The 18,553-nt window shown below is 41.2% G+C and carries 13 protein-coding genes; 4 read left to right on the forward strand and 9 right to left on the reverse strand.

The genetic code is table 11. The features are described from left to right. Positions 1–85: 85 nt before the first annotated feature. The gene (gene alaS / locus BLU33_RS25520; RefSeq protein ID WP_232009297.1) at positions 86–2,953 is read right to left on the reverse strand and encodes an alanine--tRNA ligase; all 2,868 of its coding nucleotides are present in this window, start codon (positions 2,951–2,953) and stop codon (positions 86–88) included. Between the two features lie 224 nt (positions 2,954–3,177). Between alaS and BLU33_RS14850 the strand changes: the two genes are divergently transcribed. The 3 genes from BLU33_RS14850 to BLU33_RS14860 all read left to right on the forward strand — a co-directional run bounded on the left by BLU33_RS14850 (position 3,178) and on the right by BLU33_RS14860 (position 6,455). Continuing rightward, positions 3,178–3,513, forward strand: coding sequence for a MerR family transcriptional regulator (locus tag BLU33_RS14850; protein WP_091374408.1), 336 nt, complete (start codon positions 3,178–3,180; stop codon positions 3,511–3,513). A 148-nt stretch (positions 3,514–3,661) separates the two neighbouring features. After that, a complete protein-coding gene (locus tag BLU33_RS14855; RefSeq protein ID WP_091374411.1) occupies positions 3,662–5,767 on the forward strand; it encodes a ComEC/Rec2 family competence protein in 2,106 nt (701 codons plus the stop codon). Between the two features lie 58 nt (positions 5,768–5,825). Continuing rightward, positions 5,826–6,455, forward strand: coding sequence for a DUF4412 domain-containing protein (locus tag BLU33_RS14860; protein WP_091374414.1), 630 nt, complete (start codon positions 5,826–5,828; stop codon positions 6,453–6,455). Positions 6,456–6,527: 72 nt separating this feature from the next. On the opposite strand, the gene BLU33_RS14865 is transcribed toward BLU33_RS14860, so the two are convergent. The 4 genes from BLU33_RS14865 to BLU33_RS14880 are packed head-to-tail and all read right to left on the reverse strand — an operon-like array spanning position 6,528 to position 9,815. Further along, a complete protein-coding gene (locus BLU33_RS14865; protein ID WP_172829256.1) occupies positions 6,528–7,136 on the reverse strand; it encodes a hypothetical protein in 609 nt (202 codons plus the stop codon). Between the two features lie 2 nt (positions 7,137–7,138). Further along, complete coding sequence (gene bioA / locus BLU33_RS14870; protein WP_091374417.1) at positions 7,139–8,404, reverse strand: adenosylmethionine--8-amino-7-oxononanoate transaminase; 1,266 nt, start codon at positions 8,402–8,404, stop codon at positions 7,139–7,141. Further along, positions 8,401–8,841, reverse strand: a complete 441-nt coding sequence (locus BLU33_RS14875) for an NUDIX domain-containing protein (RefSeq protein ID WP_091374420.1) — start codon at positions 8,839–8,841, stop codon at positions 8,401–8,403. Before BLU33_RS14875 ends, bioA begins: the two co-directional genes overlap by 4 nt. After that, entirely contained in the window at positions 8,841–9,815 is a 975-nt protein-coding gene (locus BLU33_RS14880) for a cation diffusion facilitator family transporter (protein WP_091380608.1), read from the reverse strand. Before BLU33_RS14880 ends, BLU33_RS14875 begins: the two co-directional genes overlap by 1 nt. 243 nt (positions 9,816–10,058) lie before the next feature. Here BLU33_RS14880 and BLU33_RS14885 point away from each other — a divergent pair, with 243 nt between their 5' ends. Then, complete coding sequence (locus BLU33_RS14885; RefSeq protein ID WP_172829257.1) at positions 10,059–11,252, forward strand: pyridoxal phosphate-dependent aminotransferase; 1,194 nt, start codon at positions 10,059–10,061, stop codon at positions 11,250–11,252. Positions 11,253–11,425: 173 nt separating this feature from the next. Here BLU33_RS14885 and BLU33_RS14890 read toward each other — a convergent pair whose 3' ends face one another. The 4 genes from BLU33_RS14890 to BLU33_RS14905 all read right to left on the reverse strand — a co-directional run bounded on the left by BLU33_RS14890 (position 11,426) and on the right by BLU33_RS14905 (position 18,280). Further along, the gene (locus BLU33_RS14890) at positions 11,426–11,986 is read right to left on the reverse strand and encodes a hypothetical protein (RefSeq protein WP_091374424.1); all 561 of its coding nucleotides are present in this window, start codon (positions 11,984–11,986) and stop codon (positions 11,426–11,428) included. 561 nt (positions 11,987–12,547) lie between these two features. Then, a complete protein-coding gene (locus tag BLU33_RS14895; RefSeq protein ID WP_091374426.1) occupies positions 12,548–15,724 on the reverse strand; it encodes an efflux RND transporter permease subunit in 3,177 nt (1,058 codons plus the stop codon). A gap of 64 nt (positions 15,725–15,788) precedes the next feature. Beyond that, positions 15,789–16,916, reverse strand: a complete 1,128-nt coding sequence (locus BLU33_RS14900; RefSeq protein ID WP_091374432.1) for an efflux RND transporter periplasmic adaptor subunit — start codon at positions 16,914–16,916, stop codon at positions 15,789–15,791. A gap of 11 nt (positions 16,917–16,927) precedes the next feature. After that, entirely contained in the window at positions 16,928–18,280 is a 1,353-nt protein-coding gene (locus BLU33_RS14905) for a TolC family protein (protein ID WP_091374491.1), read from the reverse strand. Between the last annotated feature and the right edge of the window lie 273 nt (positions 18,281–18,553).

The raw sequence follows: 18,553 nt of genomic DNA on the forward strand, positions 1-18,553 counted from the left end.
AGTGGCAGGGGTGGGTTTCTGCTGCTTGCACAAACACACCCCTACACCCCTCTCAAGAGGGGAATCGCACTTTGGCCTCTCCTTTTTAAGCTACAAAACTCTTTGCCTTTTCCAAAGCTCTATCCACCCCCCCCAAATCCTTACCGCCAGCAGTAGCAAAAAACGGCTGACCACCACCACCACCTTGTATTTCTTTAGCTAATTCACGCACAATATTGCCCGCGTTTAAGCCTTTGTCCTTCACCAGGTTTTCACTCAACATTACGGTTAGGTTTGGTTTGCCGTCGATATCCGCAGCCAATACCAGGAACAAGTCTGATACAATATCCTTTAACTGGTAGGCCAGGTTCTTTATCGCATCGGCATTAGGCAGTTCCACTTTTTGGGCGATGAAGTTGATACCATTTATGCTTTCTACCTTTTTAGCCAGCTCATTTTTTAAGCCCGACGATTTTTCGAGGATGGATTTTTCTATTTCCTTTTTAAGCTTCGCATTTTCATCCAGCAGACTTTCAACGCTTTTAGCGATATCCTTTGGATTCTTCAAGAGGTCTTTTAACTGATTAACCAGCTTGCTTTGCTCGTTGATAAAGTTTTCGGCAGCGATACCTGTGATGGCCTCGATACGGCGTACACCGGCAGCTACGGCGCTTTCGGATGTAATTTTAAAGTAACCAATAAAGCCGGTAGCTTTTACATGCGTACCCCCGCAAAGCTCCTTGCTAAAGGTTTCATCAAAAGTGATGACACGTACCTTATCACCATATTTTTCACCGAACAATGCGGTTACACCGCTTTGGATAGCTACATCATAAGGCACATCGCGTTCTTCTTTAAGGGCGATATTCTCGCGGATCTTTTCATTAACGATAGCCTCTATCCTTGCCAGTTCCTCATCGGTTACTTTGGCAAAGTGCGAGAAATCGAAACGCAGGTATTCTGAGTTTACCAATGAGCCTTTCTGATTCACGTGCGTACCCAACACCTGTTTCATGGCAGCGTGCAAAAGGTGCGTAGCCGAGTGGTTATTATTAGTACTGTTGCGCTTATCGGCATCAACAATAGCGGTTAATGCATCGTCAATATCATCCGGCAGCTTATCTACAAAATGAACGATCAGGCCATTCTCTTTCTTGGTATCGGTAACATCGATCACCTCCCCATCCGGGAAAACCAGTTCGCCGGTATCACCCACCTGCCCACCGCTTTCGGCATAAAATGGTGTTTTATCCAGCACGATTTGGTATTGCTCCTTGCCTTTGGCGGTTACCTTGCGGTATTTCACCACATGGGCAATGCTTTCCGTTTCATCATAACCGGTGAACTCAACGGTGTCGTCGTCTTTCAAAACGATCCAATCGGTGGTATCGATAGCTGTAGCAGCGCGAGAGCGGGATTTTTGAATTTGCAAATAATGATCGAATATATCTTCATCTGCTTTATACATATGTTCATTCAGAATTAATCTGGTTAAGTCAAATGGGAATCCATAAGTATCATATAATATAAAAGTTGTCTCTCCCGGAATATATTGAACCATATCAAACAGCTTTTTAAATGCTGTGTTATAGTCCGTTAAATTTAGAAGTTCATTCATTAGTGAATAAAAACTAAATCCCCGTAACGGTACAGGCATCTCAGAAACGTGATGAGCTAAATTTTGCACAACGGTATTTACATCATCTGACCCATATTTTGAAATATGGTTTATATCAAATTGATGCCAATTTTTTCCTTTATGGTCAAGTAAAAACTCACTAATCTTATTCAGATATACTATATTCCTCATTAATAGTTCTATACCGGTAGCAAGTGTTTTTAAAAATGATTCTTCCTCTTGTAAAACAACTCGCTGCACAAAATCTTTCTGATTATACAACCCATCAAACACACCCTTAAACTGCTCTGCCAGTAAAAGCACCAACTGGTTTAAAAACGGTTCTTTAAATCCTAAATATTGATATTGATATCTAACGGCTCTTCTTAAAATGCGACGAATAACATAGCCTGCTTTATTGTTTGATGGCAATTGACCGTCTGATATAGCAAAGCTGATGGCGCGGATATGGTCGGCCATTACACGCATGGCAACGGCATCGTTCCAACCTTCTTCGCCGGGTTTGGCGGCGCTGTTATATTTCTTATTACTTTTCTCAGCTATAAATTGGATCAACGGCTGAAAAACATCCGTGTCATAATTAGATGACTTCCCCTGCAACACCCTTACCAAGCGCTCAAAGCCCATCCCGGTATCCACATGCTGTGCAGGCAGGGTTTGCAATGAACCATCTTTGAGGCGGTTAAACTGCATGAATACGTTGTTCCAGATCTCAATCACCTGGTCATGGTCGGCATTTACCAGTGTGGCACCGCTTACCTCGGCACGCTCCGCATCCGGGCGACTATCAAAGTGGATCTCCGTACACGGCCCGCAAGGACCTGTTTCACCCATTTCCCAAAAGTTATCCTTTTTGTTGCCGGGTAAAATATGGGCCTCATCAACATACTGTTTCCACAGGTCGTAGGTTTCAGTATCCTTTGCCAGTCCCTCCTTTTCGTCGCCTTCAAAGTAGCTCACGTACAGGCGGTCTTTTGGCAGTTTGTAAACTTCAGTCAGCAGTTCCCAACTCCAGGCAATGGCTTCCTTTTTAAAGTAGTCGCCAAAGCTCCAGTTGCCCAGCATCTCGAACATGGTATGGTGATAGGTATCAATACCCACTTCTTCCAGGTCGTTATGCTTGCCCGATACACGTAAGCAACGCTGCGTATCGGCAACGCGCGGATATTTGGCAGGTTCCTCGCCCAAAAAAATGGCTTTAAACTGGTTCATTCCCGCGTTGGTGAACATCAGGGTTGGATCATTTTTAACCACAATTGGCGCTGAAGGCACGATGGTATGTCCCTTAGCTGCAAAAAAATCTAAAAAAGCCTTGCGTATTTCGGTAGCTGTCATAAGGTGCAAAGATAGAGTTTAGTCGGAAAGTCCGAAAGACGGAAAGTCGGAAAGTAAAAAGTTAATAAGCTTTGTCATTTCGAATGAGGTACGAGGAGAAAACTTCTGCGGTTTGCATAGCGGTTATACATATCGCAGAAGATTTCTCACTATCGTTCGAAATGACACGTGGTTTTAAATTTTCAGACTTTCCGACTCCCAAAAAAATCACCTACCTTTGTACCATGCCTTATAAAGAACGCGATATAAACAAGATGTACTACACCATGGGCGAGGTATCTGCCATGTTTGATGTAAATCAGTCGCTTATCCGTTTTTATGAAAAGGAGTTTGACGTTCTTCAGCCTAAAAAGAACAAAAAGGGCAACCGTTATTTCACCCCCGAGGATATCGAGAACCTCAAGATCATTTTTCATCTGATACGTGATAAAGGCTATACCCTTAACGGCGCTAAAGATCACCTGAAAAATAACTCAGGTGATACCAAGGATACCCAGCGCGTTCTGGATTCCCTCGAAAATATAAAAAAATTCCTGCTCGAAGTACGCGATCAGTTGTAGATTACGGGGTAAAAGTTATCTTTATTTTTTCCTAAATAAAAACCATGTCATTGCGATCCGCTGGAAGCGGAGTGGCAATCTCGTCGCATTCAATATGCAAGCGACGAGGTTGCCGCGTCGTTCCTCCTCACAATGACAAATAGAGATTATGATAGCAAATCACAGAGGCGAGATCCCTTTTGTAGTTTTAATTATTCCTTTTTTACTGGGTATAAGCGTTGGACTAAACTTTACCCATGCTACTGATGTAACCCCGCTCACTATCCTGTTCCATTCATTAAGCTTTATTTTCATCGCGCTAAACCTTACTTATAAAAGATTCAATATTTATAAATACCGATGGCTTGGCGGATCATTAATGGTTGGTATATTATTATTGTTTGGCTGTATAAGCGTTATCAATTATAATGAGCTTAACCGTTCGACCCATTTCTCAAAAACAACTGCGCAATATGCTATTGTAAAGATCAGTAATGAGCCTGTACTCAAAAACGGTTTATTCCGATTTAAAGCTGATGTTAAAGAAAGCGTCTCAAACGGAAAGCAAACACCGGTTACAGGCAATTTGCTCATCACTATAAAAGACACATCAGCAAAAAATCTTTATTATGGCGATGAACTGCTTATCCCGGCAAACTATAAACCGGTTGATCCGCCGTTTAACCCGGCAGAGTTTAACTACAAACAATATTTAGCCTACCAGAATATTCATTATCAATCCTTTTTATACCCGCATCAATACGCAGTTATAGCCTACAATACGGAAAATGCTGTTGTTGCCTACTCCTTGCGGTTAAAACAGCGCCTGATTCAAAAGTTTAAGGCTGGCATGACCGACACTTCGGCGGTTGCCGTAGCATCAGCCATTATACTTGGTTACAAAGCTGATATGAGCAGCAATGTATTGCAGGCGTACTCAGCAACGGGTACTGTTTACGTGCTCACGGTTTCGGGGGCACAAGTAGCAGTAATTTATCTAATGTTGAGCTGGGCGCTTGGTTTTCTGTGGCAGTATAAATATGGCAGGCTCATCAGGGCTGTTATCATCATCAGCATATTATGCTATTACGCATTGCTTACCGGCTTTTCGCCTGCCGTGTGCCGGGCGGTGTTAATGGTGAGCTTGATAGTGATCGGCAAAACTTATAGCCGCTATATCAACTCGCTGAATTTATTGGCGGTTTCGGCATTTTTGCTCTTATTTTATGATCCATATTTTATTACCGAAGTGGGATTTCAATTATCCTACATAGCCATAAGCGGCTTAATTATTTTCAGGCCGATAGTCTATAGCTGGCTCAAATTCAAAAACAAATGGGCCGATAAATTATGGGGACTATGCTCCCTATCGATAGCCGCGCAGGTAGTTACCTTCCCCTTAAGCGCATTCTATTTTCACCAGTTCCCTGTTTATTTTTTGGTAAGTAACTTGTTCGTGTTTATTCCGGTTACTATAATTATGTACACCGGTTTTATTTATTTGTTGCTGCCGCAGATACCTGGCATATCAAACGCGCTCGCCTACCTACTGGATAAAACTATCCTGATCATGAACAAGGTGCTGACTTTTATGGAGCATTTACCCTTTGCTAGCATAAACAAAATATGGCTCAGCACAACGGAGTATCTATTACTTTACGCCATTATTATCAGTTTGTTTTATTACCTTTATTACAAAAAATCGTGGCTGTTGCAAGCATGTTTAGGTTGCCTTTTATTGCTGAGTATTAGCATCAGCATTAAAAAGATCTACGCGCAGCAATCAAACAGTATAGCATTCCTTAACCTGCACAAACACATAGGTTTAGTGATAAAAAATGGCACTAAGGCTGTAGTGATTTCTGATTTAAGCGACACCGATAAAAACTACCGATACTCGATACAGCCATACCTGGATAGTAGCGGGATCAGCACTATAAGCGTGTATAATTTAAAGCAGGATATCCAGTCGGCTTTTGTGTTGAAAAAGGGAAATCTCATCCAATTCATGAATAAAAGATTAGTGCTGTTTAATAAAGACCTGAGTGATGCACCGCTTAATAAAAAGCTTAAAACAGATTACATTTACCTTACCAACAACCCCTACGCAGCTATAAATTCAATAAATAAAAACTATGTGTGCCAGTTACTCGTTATAGATGCTACCAACAGCGATCATTTTATAAGCAGCGTTATTAAACAAGCTGATACACTGCAAATAAAATACAGCTTATTAAAGCGTAACAAATCGTTAATTACCGTATCTAACGAATAATAATAAATTTGTTTTCAATAAATAAAAAGCATTAAATTGTATCAAATAAACTAAAAACATGAATATTAAGACCTTAACATCTACCCTGGGCATTGCCTTAACCTGTATTGCCATTAATGCCAAAGCGCAAAAAACTATTAATGAGGGCGTTGCTACCTTTAGCACAACTATACAGGGACAACCTGCCGAAGCCAAACAATATTTTAAAGCCGACTCATCAGCTACTACCATAAGCTTTGGACCGGGCACCGTTAAAATATTAACCACTGCAAAACATGATTATCTGGCTGTTATCCTTGATATTCCAGTTGCGGGACTGAAAAAAGCTGGCATTGCTACACCTGCGGAAATAGAAGAAGGTGCTGCCAATTACCCTACATTTACCTTTACCCCCACAACTGAAACAAAACAAATTTCAGGCTTTAACTGTAAAAAAGTTACAGCTAAGGATAATAAAAGCGGTAAAACATATGATATATGGATAACAAATGACATTGTTGTTCCACCTACTGCTTTACCTTTTTATTATGCTAGTGTAGGTGGCTATCCGGTGCAATACACAGCTTTTCAACAAGGCCAGGAAACCACAATTACCATCAAATCGATAACCGATGGCAAAGCACCTGCCGGAACATACGCTATTGCACCAGACTTTGAAAAAGTAGGTATGAGCGATCTGCATCCATAATAAAAATACATTCCAATAAAAAACGCCTTTCTGATAAACAGAAAGGCGTTTTTTATTATAGAATAATATGTTTTAAGCTAGACTTGTTGAGAGCGCTTCCACCCATTGGCCAAACAAGCAGGTTTCAATATCAACTGCCTTTTGCGCATGTAGTTCCCAATCAGGCGAGAATTTTTTCAATTGGTTGATCATCTCTTCCAGGTGCCCTTCTTCTTCTAATATGATCGATTTTACATTTACTTTGCTGCCAACATTGTCAAGGGCTTCCTGGTAAACAGGGTAAAGTTCATCCGCACGTACCTCAATAGCATAAGTTACCAGCAAATAGGCTGCAAAACGCAGTTCACTACCTGTTAATTTCAGTTCTTTCTTTAGATAGCGGCATACATCTACATCCAACTGGTTTAAATAATATTTACTATAAGCCGGAGCTAATAAATATTCGCCTGCATAGGTTGGGCATAACCCCTCGCCTGCTTTCTCAATTTGCTTTTTAAGGTAGAAGGCATGGCGATGCTCCTCGGCGGCATGTTTTAGTATGATATAAGTTACAGTAACCGGATCTTCACTGGCTGATATTTTGCGCGCCCCGGTATTTTCCATTAATGATAATGTGTTTAACCAGCGTGCATGCAGTTGGGGTTGGGCTATTATAGTAGGTAGTATGTTATTCAGTTCCATAATTACAATTCTTCAAGGGCCTGCTCAATTTTGCTGTAAATATAGGTTAGCTCATCATTGGTAATGCAATAAGGAGGTAAAATATAAATGATGTTGCCCAGCGGTCGCAAAATAATACCGGCATCTAAAAAATATAGGTACAACCTATCGCGCAGTGTACTAAAATACGAGGTATTATCACCTGTTTCCCAGTCCATAGCCAGTATAGTACCGGTTTGGCGTATGTTTTTTATTTTAGGGTGATCTTTTATCCTGGCTGCAAATTGCTGATGTAACGCCTCTATCCGCTTGATGTTTACCATGGTAGTATCCTCCATCAGCAGGTCCATACTAGCCAACGCTGCTGAGCACGCAATAGGATTAGCCGTAAAAGAATGCCCATGGAACAAAGTTTTCAGCTTATCATCCGACAAAAACGCGTCATAGATCTGCTGTGTACAGGTAGTTAATCCCAGCGCCATAGTACCGCCTGTTAGTCCTTTTGAAAAGCACATGATATCCGGCTGCTCAATAACATGATCGCAAGCGAAAAGCTTTCCTGTACGGCCAAAACCTACAAATATCTCATCATCAATCATCAATACACCTTCCTTGCGACAATGTGCCATCAACTCATTCAGGTATTGCGGCTCATACATTACCATGCCAGCAGTGCCCTGTACTAATGGCTCAAAGATGAAACAAGCAGCTTCATTCTTGATACTTGATATCTGATACTTGATACTATCAATATTGGATTGCTCAGGTAGATCAATAAATTCTACTTCGAATAACATTGAATCAAAAGGTGCAGTAAAGGCGCTCCTGCCGCTTACTGCCATAGCCCCGAAGGTGTCACCATGATAGGCATTTTTAAATGCCAGTATCTTGTTGCGTTTTATGCCCTGGTTATGCCAGTATTGTAAGCACATTTTTATGGCTACTTCAATAGCTGTTGAACCATTATCAGAGTAAAAGGCCTTCTTTTGATTGCTGGGTAATATTTTGAGTAAACGCTCTGCTAACTCAACCGCACCCTCATGCGTAAAGCCTGCAAATATTACATGCTCCAGTTTGGTTAACTGCTCCGCTACTTTTTTGGCGATATACGGATGCGCATGCCCATGAATATTCACCCACCATGATGATACCCCATCTATATATTTTTTACCATCTTCACCATACAAACAAGCGCCCTCTCCGCGTACTATTGGTACCGGTGGTAAGGCAGTTTTCATTTGTGTATAGGGATGCCATATTACGCTTAAATCTCTGTCAACTAAACTCATAATTGTGTTATTAAAAGCTTTGCCACATGCCTGTCGATAGGGAAAGTGATCTCTTCCGGATCAAGCTCCGATAATTTCACCCAACGGAAAGCCTGCAGCACATCGCCCTCGCCATCAAAATCAAATACCTTTGTTTTAATGTTCAGGTTCAGCTCGCTAATATTTTTAACTATATAATATACACTGATGATCTGCGAATCATTAAATGCCGATTGTATAAAGAAATCCGTTGTATAAAAATGACTAATCACTTCTACCTCAGCATTACATTCTTCAACAAACTCACGTTTCAGGCCATCTATCAAACCCTCGCCATACTCCAAACCGCCACCGGGGAACTTTGTAAAACGCATGCCATACTCCTGCTCATCGCTAATGAGTATTTCATCATTATCATTAATCAGCAGGCCATATACGCGAACATTAAAATTGTACATTAATCTTCAAAGTGTTTCTTGTTGCGAATAACCTTATCCATTGTCCAGGTAATACGCTCAGTTTTAGGCTCCGACCGGATAGGGCAATTGTGCATGCTGCAATAGTGGCAGCAATCGGGCAAACATGGGTCGGTATGTATAAAAAGTTCTGTTTTTGTTATCTCACTGTTAATCAGCTTATCAACCAATTTTACTTCCATGTGTACACGGTTCAGGTCGAAGTAATTGGGCAACGTTAAATGGCAATCGATATGCAGCTCATTACCATACTTTTGCGCGCGAAAATTATGCAGGTCAATCCATTCATCACGGCGTTGCTCATCCAGCACTTTCACTATTTCTTTCACCACATCAAAATCGGCCTCATCCATTAATCCGCCTACCGATTTACGCACCAGTTTATAGCCGGTAAATACAATATACAGGCCTACAAATATGGATAGCGCATTATCCAGCATCTTAATGCCGGTAAAATATATCAGTAATAAGCCAACTACCAATCCACAGCTGGTGATCATATCTGTGATCAAATGCCGCCCATCGGCCTCAATGGTTATTGATGGCAGCGATTTACCCTTACGTATCATGTAAAAGCCCAAACCACCATTTATTAAACCAGTGGTTCCGATGATGATTGCACCCCATAAAAGATCATGAATCTCATTGGGGTAAAACAGCCCGTAGATAGATTTAAAGATAATGATAAGCCCTGCTATTCCAATTAGTGAACCCTCGATAAAAACAGAGAAATACTCCACTTTACCGTGCCCGTAGGGATGGTTCTCATCGCGCGGCTGCGAAGCCAGGTAGATACTAAAAAAGGCGAATGAACTTGCCAGCACATTCACAATACTTTCGGCAGCATCGGTAAGTACAAAGTTTGATGCTGTTAAAAAGTAGGCTCCAAACTTGGCCATCATCAGTACAATACCGGTGATAAGCGAAATGAGTATGATCCGTTTGTGTTCGCGCAAGGTTATTTTATTTACGGGCAAAGCTATAAAATAGTTCGCAGTTGGCAGTGTGCAGTTGGCAGTAAAAGTTAACAGCGGGCGGTTTGCGGTTGGCTGTGTGTAGTTTATAGTTGGCGATAGGCAATTCGTTACTAATAATTAAACTTACCCAGCTTTAAAACCTCATAAGCCCATTTATTGAAAATAAAGCAAACTGTCAACTGCAAACTTTTCTATATTTGCCGCAATAAGAACAAAAACAAAATGAGTGCATTAAGTAACAGGATCAATAACCTGTCTGAGTCGGCAACCATCAAGATGGCCAAAATGGGCCGCGAGCTTGCCGCAAAAGGCGTTGACGTCATAAGCCTTAGCTTTGGCGAACCGGATTTTCATACACCTGAACACATTAAGGAGGCTGCCAAGGTAGCTATGGATGAAAATTACACCTATTATACACCCGTATCAGGCTACCCTGAATTGCGAAAGGCAATTGTCAAGAAATTAAAGGACGAGAATAACCTTGACTATGATTTTAGCCAGATAGTTGTATCAACCGGCGCTAAGCAATCTATTGCCAATGCAGTATTATGTTTGGTTAATCCTGGTGATGAAGTGATCATACCAACTCCTTACTGGGTTTCTTACTCTGAAATTGTAAAATTAGCCGAAGGCGAAAGCGTATTTATAGATACTACTGTTGAGCAGAATTTTAAAATCACTCCTGAGCAATTAGAGGCGGCTATTACGCCAAAATCAAAATTATTCATGTTTTCATCGCCAAGCAACCCTACAGGGAGCCTTTACAGCAAAAGCGAACTGGAAGGCTTAGCAAAGGTTTTTGAAAAACATCCACAGATATACATCATGTCTGACGAGATATATGAGCACATCAATTATGGCGAAAAACATGAGTCAATAGCTCAGTTCGATAGCATTAAGGATCGTGTGGTTATCATCAATGGTTTCTCAAAATCATACGCGATGACGGGTTGGCGTATAGGCTACTCAGCATCAAGCAAAGAAACTGCAGCTGCTTTTGACAAACTGCAGGGACAAGTTACTTCTGGAACCAGCTCTATCACTCAACGTGCAGCCCTTGCTGCTTATGAAGGTGGTTTAGAAACCGTACTGCAAATGCGTGAGCAATTCAAAAAACGCCGCGACCTGGTTTACAGCTTGCTGAGCGATATTGAAGGCTTGAAAGTTAACCTCCCTGAGGGTGCGTTCTACTTCTTCCCTAACGTTACCTCTTTCTTTGGTAAAAGCTATAATGGTAGAACTATTAACGACTCTGACGAGTTGAGCATCTTCCTTTTAGAAGAAGGCCACGTAGCTACCGTTGGTGGTGATTCATTTGGTGATCCAAAATCATTACGTATATCATACGCAGCATCTGAAGAAAAATTGACAGAAGCTGTTAAACGTATAAAAGCTGCTTTAGGTAAATTAAAATAATACATCCTCTAATTGTCGTTGCGAGGAGGAACGACGCGGCAAACTCGTCGCGTTCATTATGCAAGCGACGAGTTTGCCGCGCTATCGTTCGCAATGACATGAGTTTTTTGTTATAACAAAAAATCCCTTTACCAAATTGGTAAAGGGATTTTTTAGTTGTGTGTAAAAGTTTATTACAGTCCGAAACCATAAGCTACACGTAAGGCTGCTAAGCCATAGTTATTACCCTGGCCTGAGAAGTTTTCGTAACGTACGCCAACATCCCAGTGCTTATTAGCATAACCTACGCCTGGTGATAATATCAGCTTGGTTTCTTTACCAACGTTGTTCTCATCTATCCCCTGGCTTGCAAATGCTTTGGTTTCAATGCCAGCACCTACTTCAGCACCGAAGTATAAGTTTTTTGTAAAGAACGCTTTAATACCAGCTTTAATTGGTACCATACCTAATGATTGATATTTGTCACCTGTTGCAGGATCTGTTTTACCAAAGAAGTTGTAATACCCTGAGGTTAAAGTAAGGGCTAAATTGTTTGATAAACCATATTGCAAGCGTGCGGTACCGCCTAATTCAAGATTTGAATAATTGTGGGCCCAACCTGTAGCCAAGCCTCCCTCAACACCTACTCCAAAACGGAATTTATCTGGTGTAATTGTTTGTGCTTTCGCACTCGATCCGAAAAATATAGCTCCAGCTATTACAGCTGCAGCTAATAAATTGGTTACCTTTTTCATTGTTGTGTTTTTGTTAGATGTGTCAAATAAATTATTCTTTATTTAACACCATCTTTACAAATACTCTGCCAATGTGCAAAAATATTAAGCCTGCATACCACTCAAACAGGCATATCATATAGTGTCATATCGCAACTTAAAATTTACGGGCCATCCTTATGAATTGATAATCATGCAGTTCAAACCGCTTTTTTAATCATTGGTCAAATGACCGTCACAATCAAATAGTCAGATAAAAAATTTAACTATCGCGATTAAAATGTTCTTTTATGTATATATTTTGGTGTATGTTATTTGGTATAAAAACATCCTTTTGGTAATTACACATCCTCTTTTTTCATCATTTTTTCATGCCAAACAAGGTAAAATAAAATTATAAATTTGATTTTACCCAACGATGGATTATGTAGAGACGCAATATTTTGTGTCTTTATCCACCACGTTAAAAAAGAGACACAAAATGTTGCGTCTCTATATAAAAAAAGCCTTACAAAGTTTTTAAAAACTCCCTAAGGCTCATTCTATCTTGATTCCTGAATCTTTACTCTTGATTCTATCCAACTACTCTAACTCTTCCGGATCAGGTTTATAATTCCGTACCAGTTCATCAAGTTTTTCTTTACCGTAAGCGTATTTGGTTATGGTATAAAACAATACCGGCACAATAAATATAGCCATTGATGTTGCCGCAAGCATACCGCCAAACACCGTCCAACCTATGGTTTGCCTTGCCTGCGCGCCTGCGCCGGATGCAACTACCAGCGGCAATACACCCAATATAAACGCCATCGAGGTCATGATGATCGGCCTTAAACGAATCTTTACAGCCTCAAGCGTGGCCTTTTCAAGTTCTATACCCCTGTCGACTCGCTCTTTGGCAAACTCTACAATCAGGATGGCATTTTTGGCGGCCAAACCTATCAGCGTTATCAAACCTATCTGCGCATAAACATTATTTGTTAAACCCGTTTTGAATGTGAGGAACAAAATAGCCCCAAACGCACCCAATGGCACAGCCAGCAATACCGAGAACGGCACCGACCAGCTTTCATACAATGCTGCCAGAAACAGGAACACGAACCCTACCGACAGCATAAATATATACACCGTTTTTGAACCGGATAGCAACTCCTCGCGGCTTAAACCCGAGAACTCATAACCAAACCCTTGCGGCAGCGTTTGATCTGCAACCTGCTTTAAAGCGGTTAGCGCATCACCGCTACTATACCCCGGAGCCGGACTACCATCAATCTCTGCCGAACGGAACAGGTTATAATGCGATATTAATGGCGCATTCTCAATCATTTTATAGGATGTAAGTGTACTCAGCGGCACCATTGTACCTGCCTGGTTTTTCACAAAATATTGCCCTATGTTCTGAATATTTGTGCGATAATTGGTATCAGCCTGCGCCACTACGTGAAAATCGCGACCGTAAATAGTAAAATCATTCACAAATTCACTACCCATATAAGTTTCCAGCGCCGCGTTTATATCACTTATGGCTACGCCCAGCTTTTTGGCTTTTTCGCGATCAATAGTTAACTGGTAAGCCGGTGTACTTGCCGTAAAAAAGGAGAATGCCTTACCAATTTCAGGTCGCTTTCTAATAGCTGCCGTAAAGTTATTAAGGGTTTGTTCAAACAATTTAATATCGCCACCTGATTCTTTCTGCTCCAATATAAATGAAAACCCGCCCGTACTACCCAACCCCGGTATGGCCGGCGGTTGAATTACCACCACGCTTGCCTCCTTAAACTTCGATAATTTCTTTTGTAGATTGGCAGATATAGCACCTATCTGTAAACTATCGGCGGTACGTTCGGCCCATGGTTTAAGCTGCACAAATATGGTAGCACTGTTTGATTTACTTGCAAAACTCACCACGTTTAACCCACCCAATGCAGCATAGTGTAAAATACCCGGTACACTATCCAGTACCTTCATCATTTTATTTAAATCACTAACAGTTCTTTGTGTTGATGCAGCTTCAGGTATATCATAGGTAATATACAAGCGCCCATCATCCTCCAGCGGAATAAACCCGCTTGGCTTATATTTAAATAATAATATGGTACCTACCACTATACATACCAGTATAATAATTACAAACTTGGCATGCTTTATACTTCTGTCAACCCCGTTACGATACTTGTTGGTCGTCCGCTCAAACCAGGTATTAAACTTATGAAAAAGCTTATCCAGCCAGTTGGTTGAGTGCTCATCAATTTTATGCGGGCGTAATATCAGCGTACACAATGCCGGTGTTAATGAAAGCGCCACAAAGGCCGATATCAATACCGATATAGCTATGGTGATAGCAAACTGCTGATAAAGCCGGCCAACAATACCCGGTATAAACCCAACAGGCACAAACACCGCCGCCAATATCAACGCGATGGCTATTACCGGGGCCGATATATCCTTCATGGCATGTGAAGTAGCCTCTTTTGGCGACATCCCCTTTTCATCCATATAATGCTGCACCGCTTCAACCACCACAATGGCATCATCCACCACAATACCTATCGCCAGTACAAAGCCAAAAAGTGTAAGCGTGTTAATAGTAAAGCCCAGTGGTATAAAAAATATGAATGTACCTATAATAGATACAGGTATAGCCAGCACAGGGATAAGCGTTGTGCGCCAGCTTTGTAAAAACAAGAATACAACCAAAATAACCAGCGCCAGTGCTATCAGCAGGGTTTCCACCACCTCATGTACTGATACCTTTACCACAGTAATCGACTCAAACGGAACCACATAATCAACATCCGCAGGGAATGATTTTTTAAGCTGATCCATGGTAGCATAAACCGCATCGGCAGTTGCAAGCGCATTACTGCCCGGTGCCTGGTATATCAGCAGGTATGAAGCACGTTTATCATCAACATAAGAGTTATTTGCATAATTAAACTTACCCAGTTCAATACGGGCAACATCTTTTAAATGTACTATTGCGCCGTTATTGGGTTGCGTTTTCACAATTATGTCTCCGAATTCATCCGGCTCCGACAGGCGGCCTTTTACCAATACTGTATACTCATAAGGCTGTAGCTTTTTCTGTGGTGTACCACCAACCGTTCCTGCCGCTACCTGGGCGTTTTGTTCGTTTAAAGCGTTGATAATATCAGTAGCCGTTAAGCCCAGCGCGGCAAGTTTATCGGGTTTAAGCCAAATACGCATACTAAAGTCATCTGCCCGGGTAATTACATCACCTACACCTGCGGTACGCGCTAAAGCGTCCTTTATAAAAACGTTGGTATAGTTATCCATGTAAGTAACATCATGCGACCCTTTAGGCGAAAACAATGCTACCAGCATCAATATACTTGGATTTTTTTTACGTATGGTTAGGCCCAGCCGTTGTACCTCCTGCGGTAAAAGCGGCGTAGCAATACTCACCCGGTTTTGAACATCCACCGCAGCATTATTAACATCGGTACCCACTTCAAAGTTTGCTGTCATGCTAAACTGGCCATTGCTGGTACTGTTACTTTGCAGGTAGGTCATGCCCGATGTACCGTTCACCTGTACCTCAATAGGTGTTGCTACGGTTTGTTCCACCGTTAATGCATCGGCACCGTTATAGGTAGCCGAGAGCGTTACCGTTGGCGGTGTTATTTCAGGGTACTGCCCTATGGCTAAACTGCTAATAGCTAAAATACCAACTACAACAATTACAATTGATATTACAATTGCCGTAACCGGTCTTCGTATAAAAGTATCTGCGATCATTCGTTTGCTTTTAGGAGAAATTTATCTCGTAATAATTTTGTGTATTGTATCCGGAGGCCAATTGTTATTTAGCCCCGCCTGCAGGTGCGCCTGCCGCAGCAGGCTTGCCCAAAGTTATCTTACCCTTATCTCGCAAGCGTTGGAAACCATCTGTTATCACCTTATCGCCCTCGTTTATTCCCGACATGATAACCACATTTGCCCCTATACGTGGTCCCAACTTTACTTTATGCTGAAGAGCAATAGTATCCTGTGATACAAACACAAAAAACTCACCCATCTGCTCGGTTATTGCCTTATATGGAATTATTAAACGATTACCCGATTCACTGTTCAACACCTGCAACACGCAGCTCATGCCATCCTTTAGCACATCCTGTTTATTCGGGAACTGTATCCTCACGGTAACTGTACCTGTTTGATTATTCACGCCCCTGTCAATCGCCAAAACTTTGCCCGGCTCATTGTAAGCACTATCGTTTGACAGCTTTAATTTAAAGGTAGAATCGGTACCACTTTGTTTTAATTTATAGAACCTGGCAATATCTTGTTCGTTGATCACCACATCAACACCAATGGGGTGCTCGCTCGATATGGTATTTAATAATGTAGTGCCCGGTGATACCTGCGACCCCAGCCTAACCTGCGAAATGCCTATCCTGCCGGTAAACGGCGCGGTTATAGTTGCATAGGAAAGATCTGTTTTGGCTGATAGTACTGTCGCCTTGGCCACATCAACATCACCTTTGCTTGATAAATAAGCAGCCTGGGCCTGGTCAACCGTTTGGCGCGCCACAGCATCGTTTTGCAGCAGCATATTGTAGCGGTCAATATCTTTTTGCGCTTTTACCAGGTTTGCGTTCGCGCTGCCGAGGTTCGCCTCAGCCTGGTTATAGGCCGCAACATATTTACGGCGGTCAATCTCATAAAGCTCTTTACCCTGCGGCACCACATCACCTTCTTTAAAAAATATGCCGGTAATAAAGCCCGAAACCTGGCTTCTTAACTCTACGATATTTAACGCGGTAACAGTTCCCTGATACTCGTCATAATAAATAGCTTCAGCGGTTTTGGCTTCGGCAACATTTACCGGTGTTGGTGGCAGCTCCGCATTAGATTTGCCTTTTTTGCCACATGATACAGCAAACAGCAAAGCAATTGGGGTAAGGAAAAGGATATATCTGTTCTTCATATGATGGTAATTCAATTTGATTGTGGTGTAAGGGTTCCTAATGCTTTTTCAAGATCTATTTTGCTGGATAATAACTGGAATAAAGCGTTATAATAATTTAATTCCGCGGTACGCAGGTCTGATTGTGCAACAATTACATCCAGGTAAGTTTTTATCCCCTCCCGGTATTGCAGGCTCACTACCTTATATACATCTTTTGCCAGGTCAACGTTTTGCTTCAGTATCTCCCAATTGGTATAATTACTCTTATAGCTGGCCAGTGCCTGCACATATTCGGTATTGATCGTATTTTGTGAATTTTCTATATCAATATCGGCACGACTAGACTGCAACCGGGCCTTACTTAAATTCTGCAGGCGCTTTGTTCCCTGAAAAATGGGAAATGATAATGTAAGCCCATAATAGCCTGAGGGATAATCATTATTATACAAGCTGGAAAATTTACTGCTTATATAATTAAGACTGTATGCTCCTATGGCAGATACAGAAGGTAAAAATTGCCATTTATAATAACTTACGTTTATATTCTGTAATGTTTTTGTGGTTTGCAATTGCTGATATTCAATGCGCTTGTTATAATCCAGCTGCTGATTGGTATCAATATATGCTTCACTCTCATAATGGGCAGAATCATAAGCCAGGGTTAAAGTAGTACCTGCTTTTACACCCATTATTTGTTTAAGATAGGCTAATTTGGCTTTTATTGATTCGGTTGTTTGCTTACGGCTGGCTATTGAATTATTTAACGCTATGGTAGCTTGCTTATAATCTGTTTTATCTGCAGTACCAGCCTGATACTTACTGTAAGAATCTTTCAGGCTCCGTTGCAGCCTTACAATATCCTCATTTAATATATCCAATTGCTTTTGTGATAGCAGTACATCAAAAAATGCTTTGCTCACATCCGACAATACATTGATCTGGCTGCTCAGTGTATTTTGTTTATAGTATAACCGCGAATAATTAGCTGTTTTGGCAGCTAATAACACATCACTATTATATATAACCTGGCTGGCCTGTAGTCCTAAGCTCGAATATTCATCAAGATTTGGTGCGGCCACCGTCTGCCCGGTTGTTGTTGATGTGGTTCCAGTGCTGAACGCTACCGGCACACTGCCTTTAAAATAATGTTCATACTCGCCTGATGAGCTTAATTGCGGCAGCCACCCCGCCAGACCTATTTTAACATCCTTTTCATTAATCTGCTCATCAATTGCTGCCTGCCTTACCGCGGGTTGGTTACGCAAAGCAAACTCAATACATTGCTTTAAAGTAACAACCGTATCGGTACTTGCCTGGCCAAAAACAACTCTGGGTAAACATAATGTTAAATTAATTAGTAGTAGTAGATATATTTTTTTCATATATTAGATGTGTGGTAGGGCAATTATAAATCGCATTAATGAGATTGGCGCTCATTAATTTCATCAATATAAGTAAAGATTAACTAGGATGTTAAATTTATTACGAATATAAATTTAGCTGTTGTAATTTTACGCAACTTTTAGAAAAAAATACGTTATTTATACTGAGATATAATGTTTTTACAACTAAATGAAAAATAGGGGTATTAATTAAACAAAAAATTTAATTAATTTGCCGAGTGAGATTAAGGCTTCCAAAATAGCAGTGTTTAA

The sequence above is a fragment of the Mucilaginibacter mallensis genome, from assembly GCF_900105165.1.
Taxonomy (GTDB): domain Bacteria; phylum Bacteroidota; class Bacteroidia; order Sphingobacteriales; family Sphingobacteriaceae; genus Mucilaginibacter; species Mucilaginibacter mallensis.

Excerpts from the sequence above, each read along its gene's own strand:
- alaS (WP_232009297.1), bottom strand. The coding sequence starts at position 2,953 with ATGACAGCTACCGAAATACGCAAGGCTTTTTTAGATTTTTTTGCAGCT.
- BLU33_RS14850 (WP_091374408.1), top strand. The coding sequence starts at position 3,178 with ATGCCTTATAAAGAACGCGATATAAACAAGATGTACTACACCATGGGC.
- BLU33_RS14855 (WP_091374411.1), top strand. The coding sequence starts at position 3,662 with ATGATAGCAAATCACAGAGGCGAGATCCCTTTTGTAGTTTTAATTATT.
- BLU33_RS14860 (WP_091374414.1), top strand. The coding sequence starts at position 5,826 with ATGAATATTAAGACCTTAACATCTACCCTGGGCATTGCCTTAACCTGT.
- BLU33_RS14865 (WP_172829256.1), bottom strand. The coding sequence starts at position 7,136 with ATGGAACTGAATAACATACTACCTACTATAATAGCCCAACCCCAACTG.
- bioA (WP_091374417.1), bottom strand. The coding sequence starts at position 8,404 with ATGAGTTTAGTTGACAGAGATTTAAGCGTAATATGGCATCCCTATACA.
- BLU33_RS14875 (WP_091374420.1), bottom strand. The coding sequence starts at position 8,841 with ATGTACAATTTTAATGTTCGCGTATATGGCCTGCTGATTAATGATAAT.
- BLU33_RS14885 (WP_172829257.1), top strand. The coding sequence starts at position 10,059 with ATGAGTGCATTAAGTAACAGGATCAATAACCTGTCTGAGTCGGCAACC.
- BLU33_RS14890 (WP_091374424.1), bottom strand. The coding sequence starts at position 11,986 with ATGAAAAAGGTAACCAATTTATTAGCTGCAGCTGTAATAGCTGGAGCT.
- BLU33_RS14895 (WP_091374426.1), bottom strand. The coding sequence starts at position 15,724 with ATGATCGCAGATACTTTTATACGAAGACCGGTTACGGCAATTGTAATA.
- BLU33_RS14900 (WP_091374432.1), bottom strand. The coding sequence starts at position 16,916 with ATGAAGAACAGATATATCCTTTTCCTTACCCCAATTGCTTTGCTGTTT.
- BLU33_RS14905 (WP_091374491.1), bottom strand. The coding sequence starts at position 18,280 with ATGAAAAAAATATATCTACTACTACTAATTAATTTAACATTATGTTTA.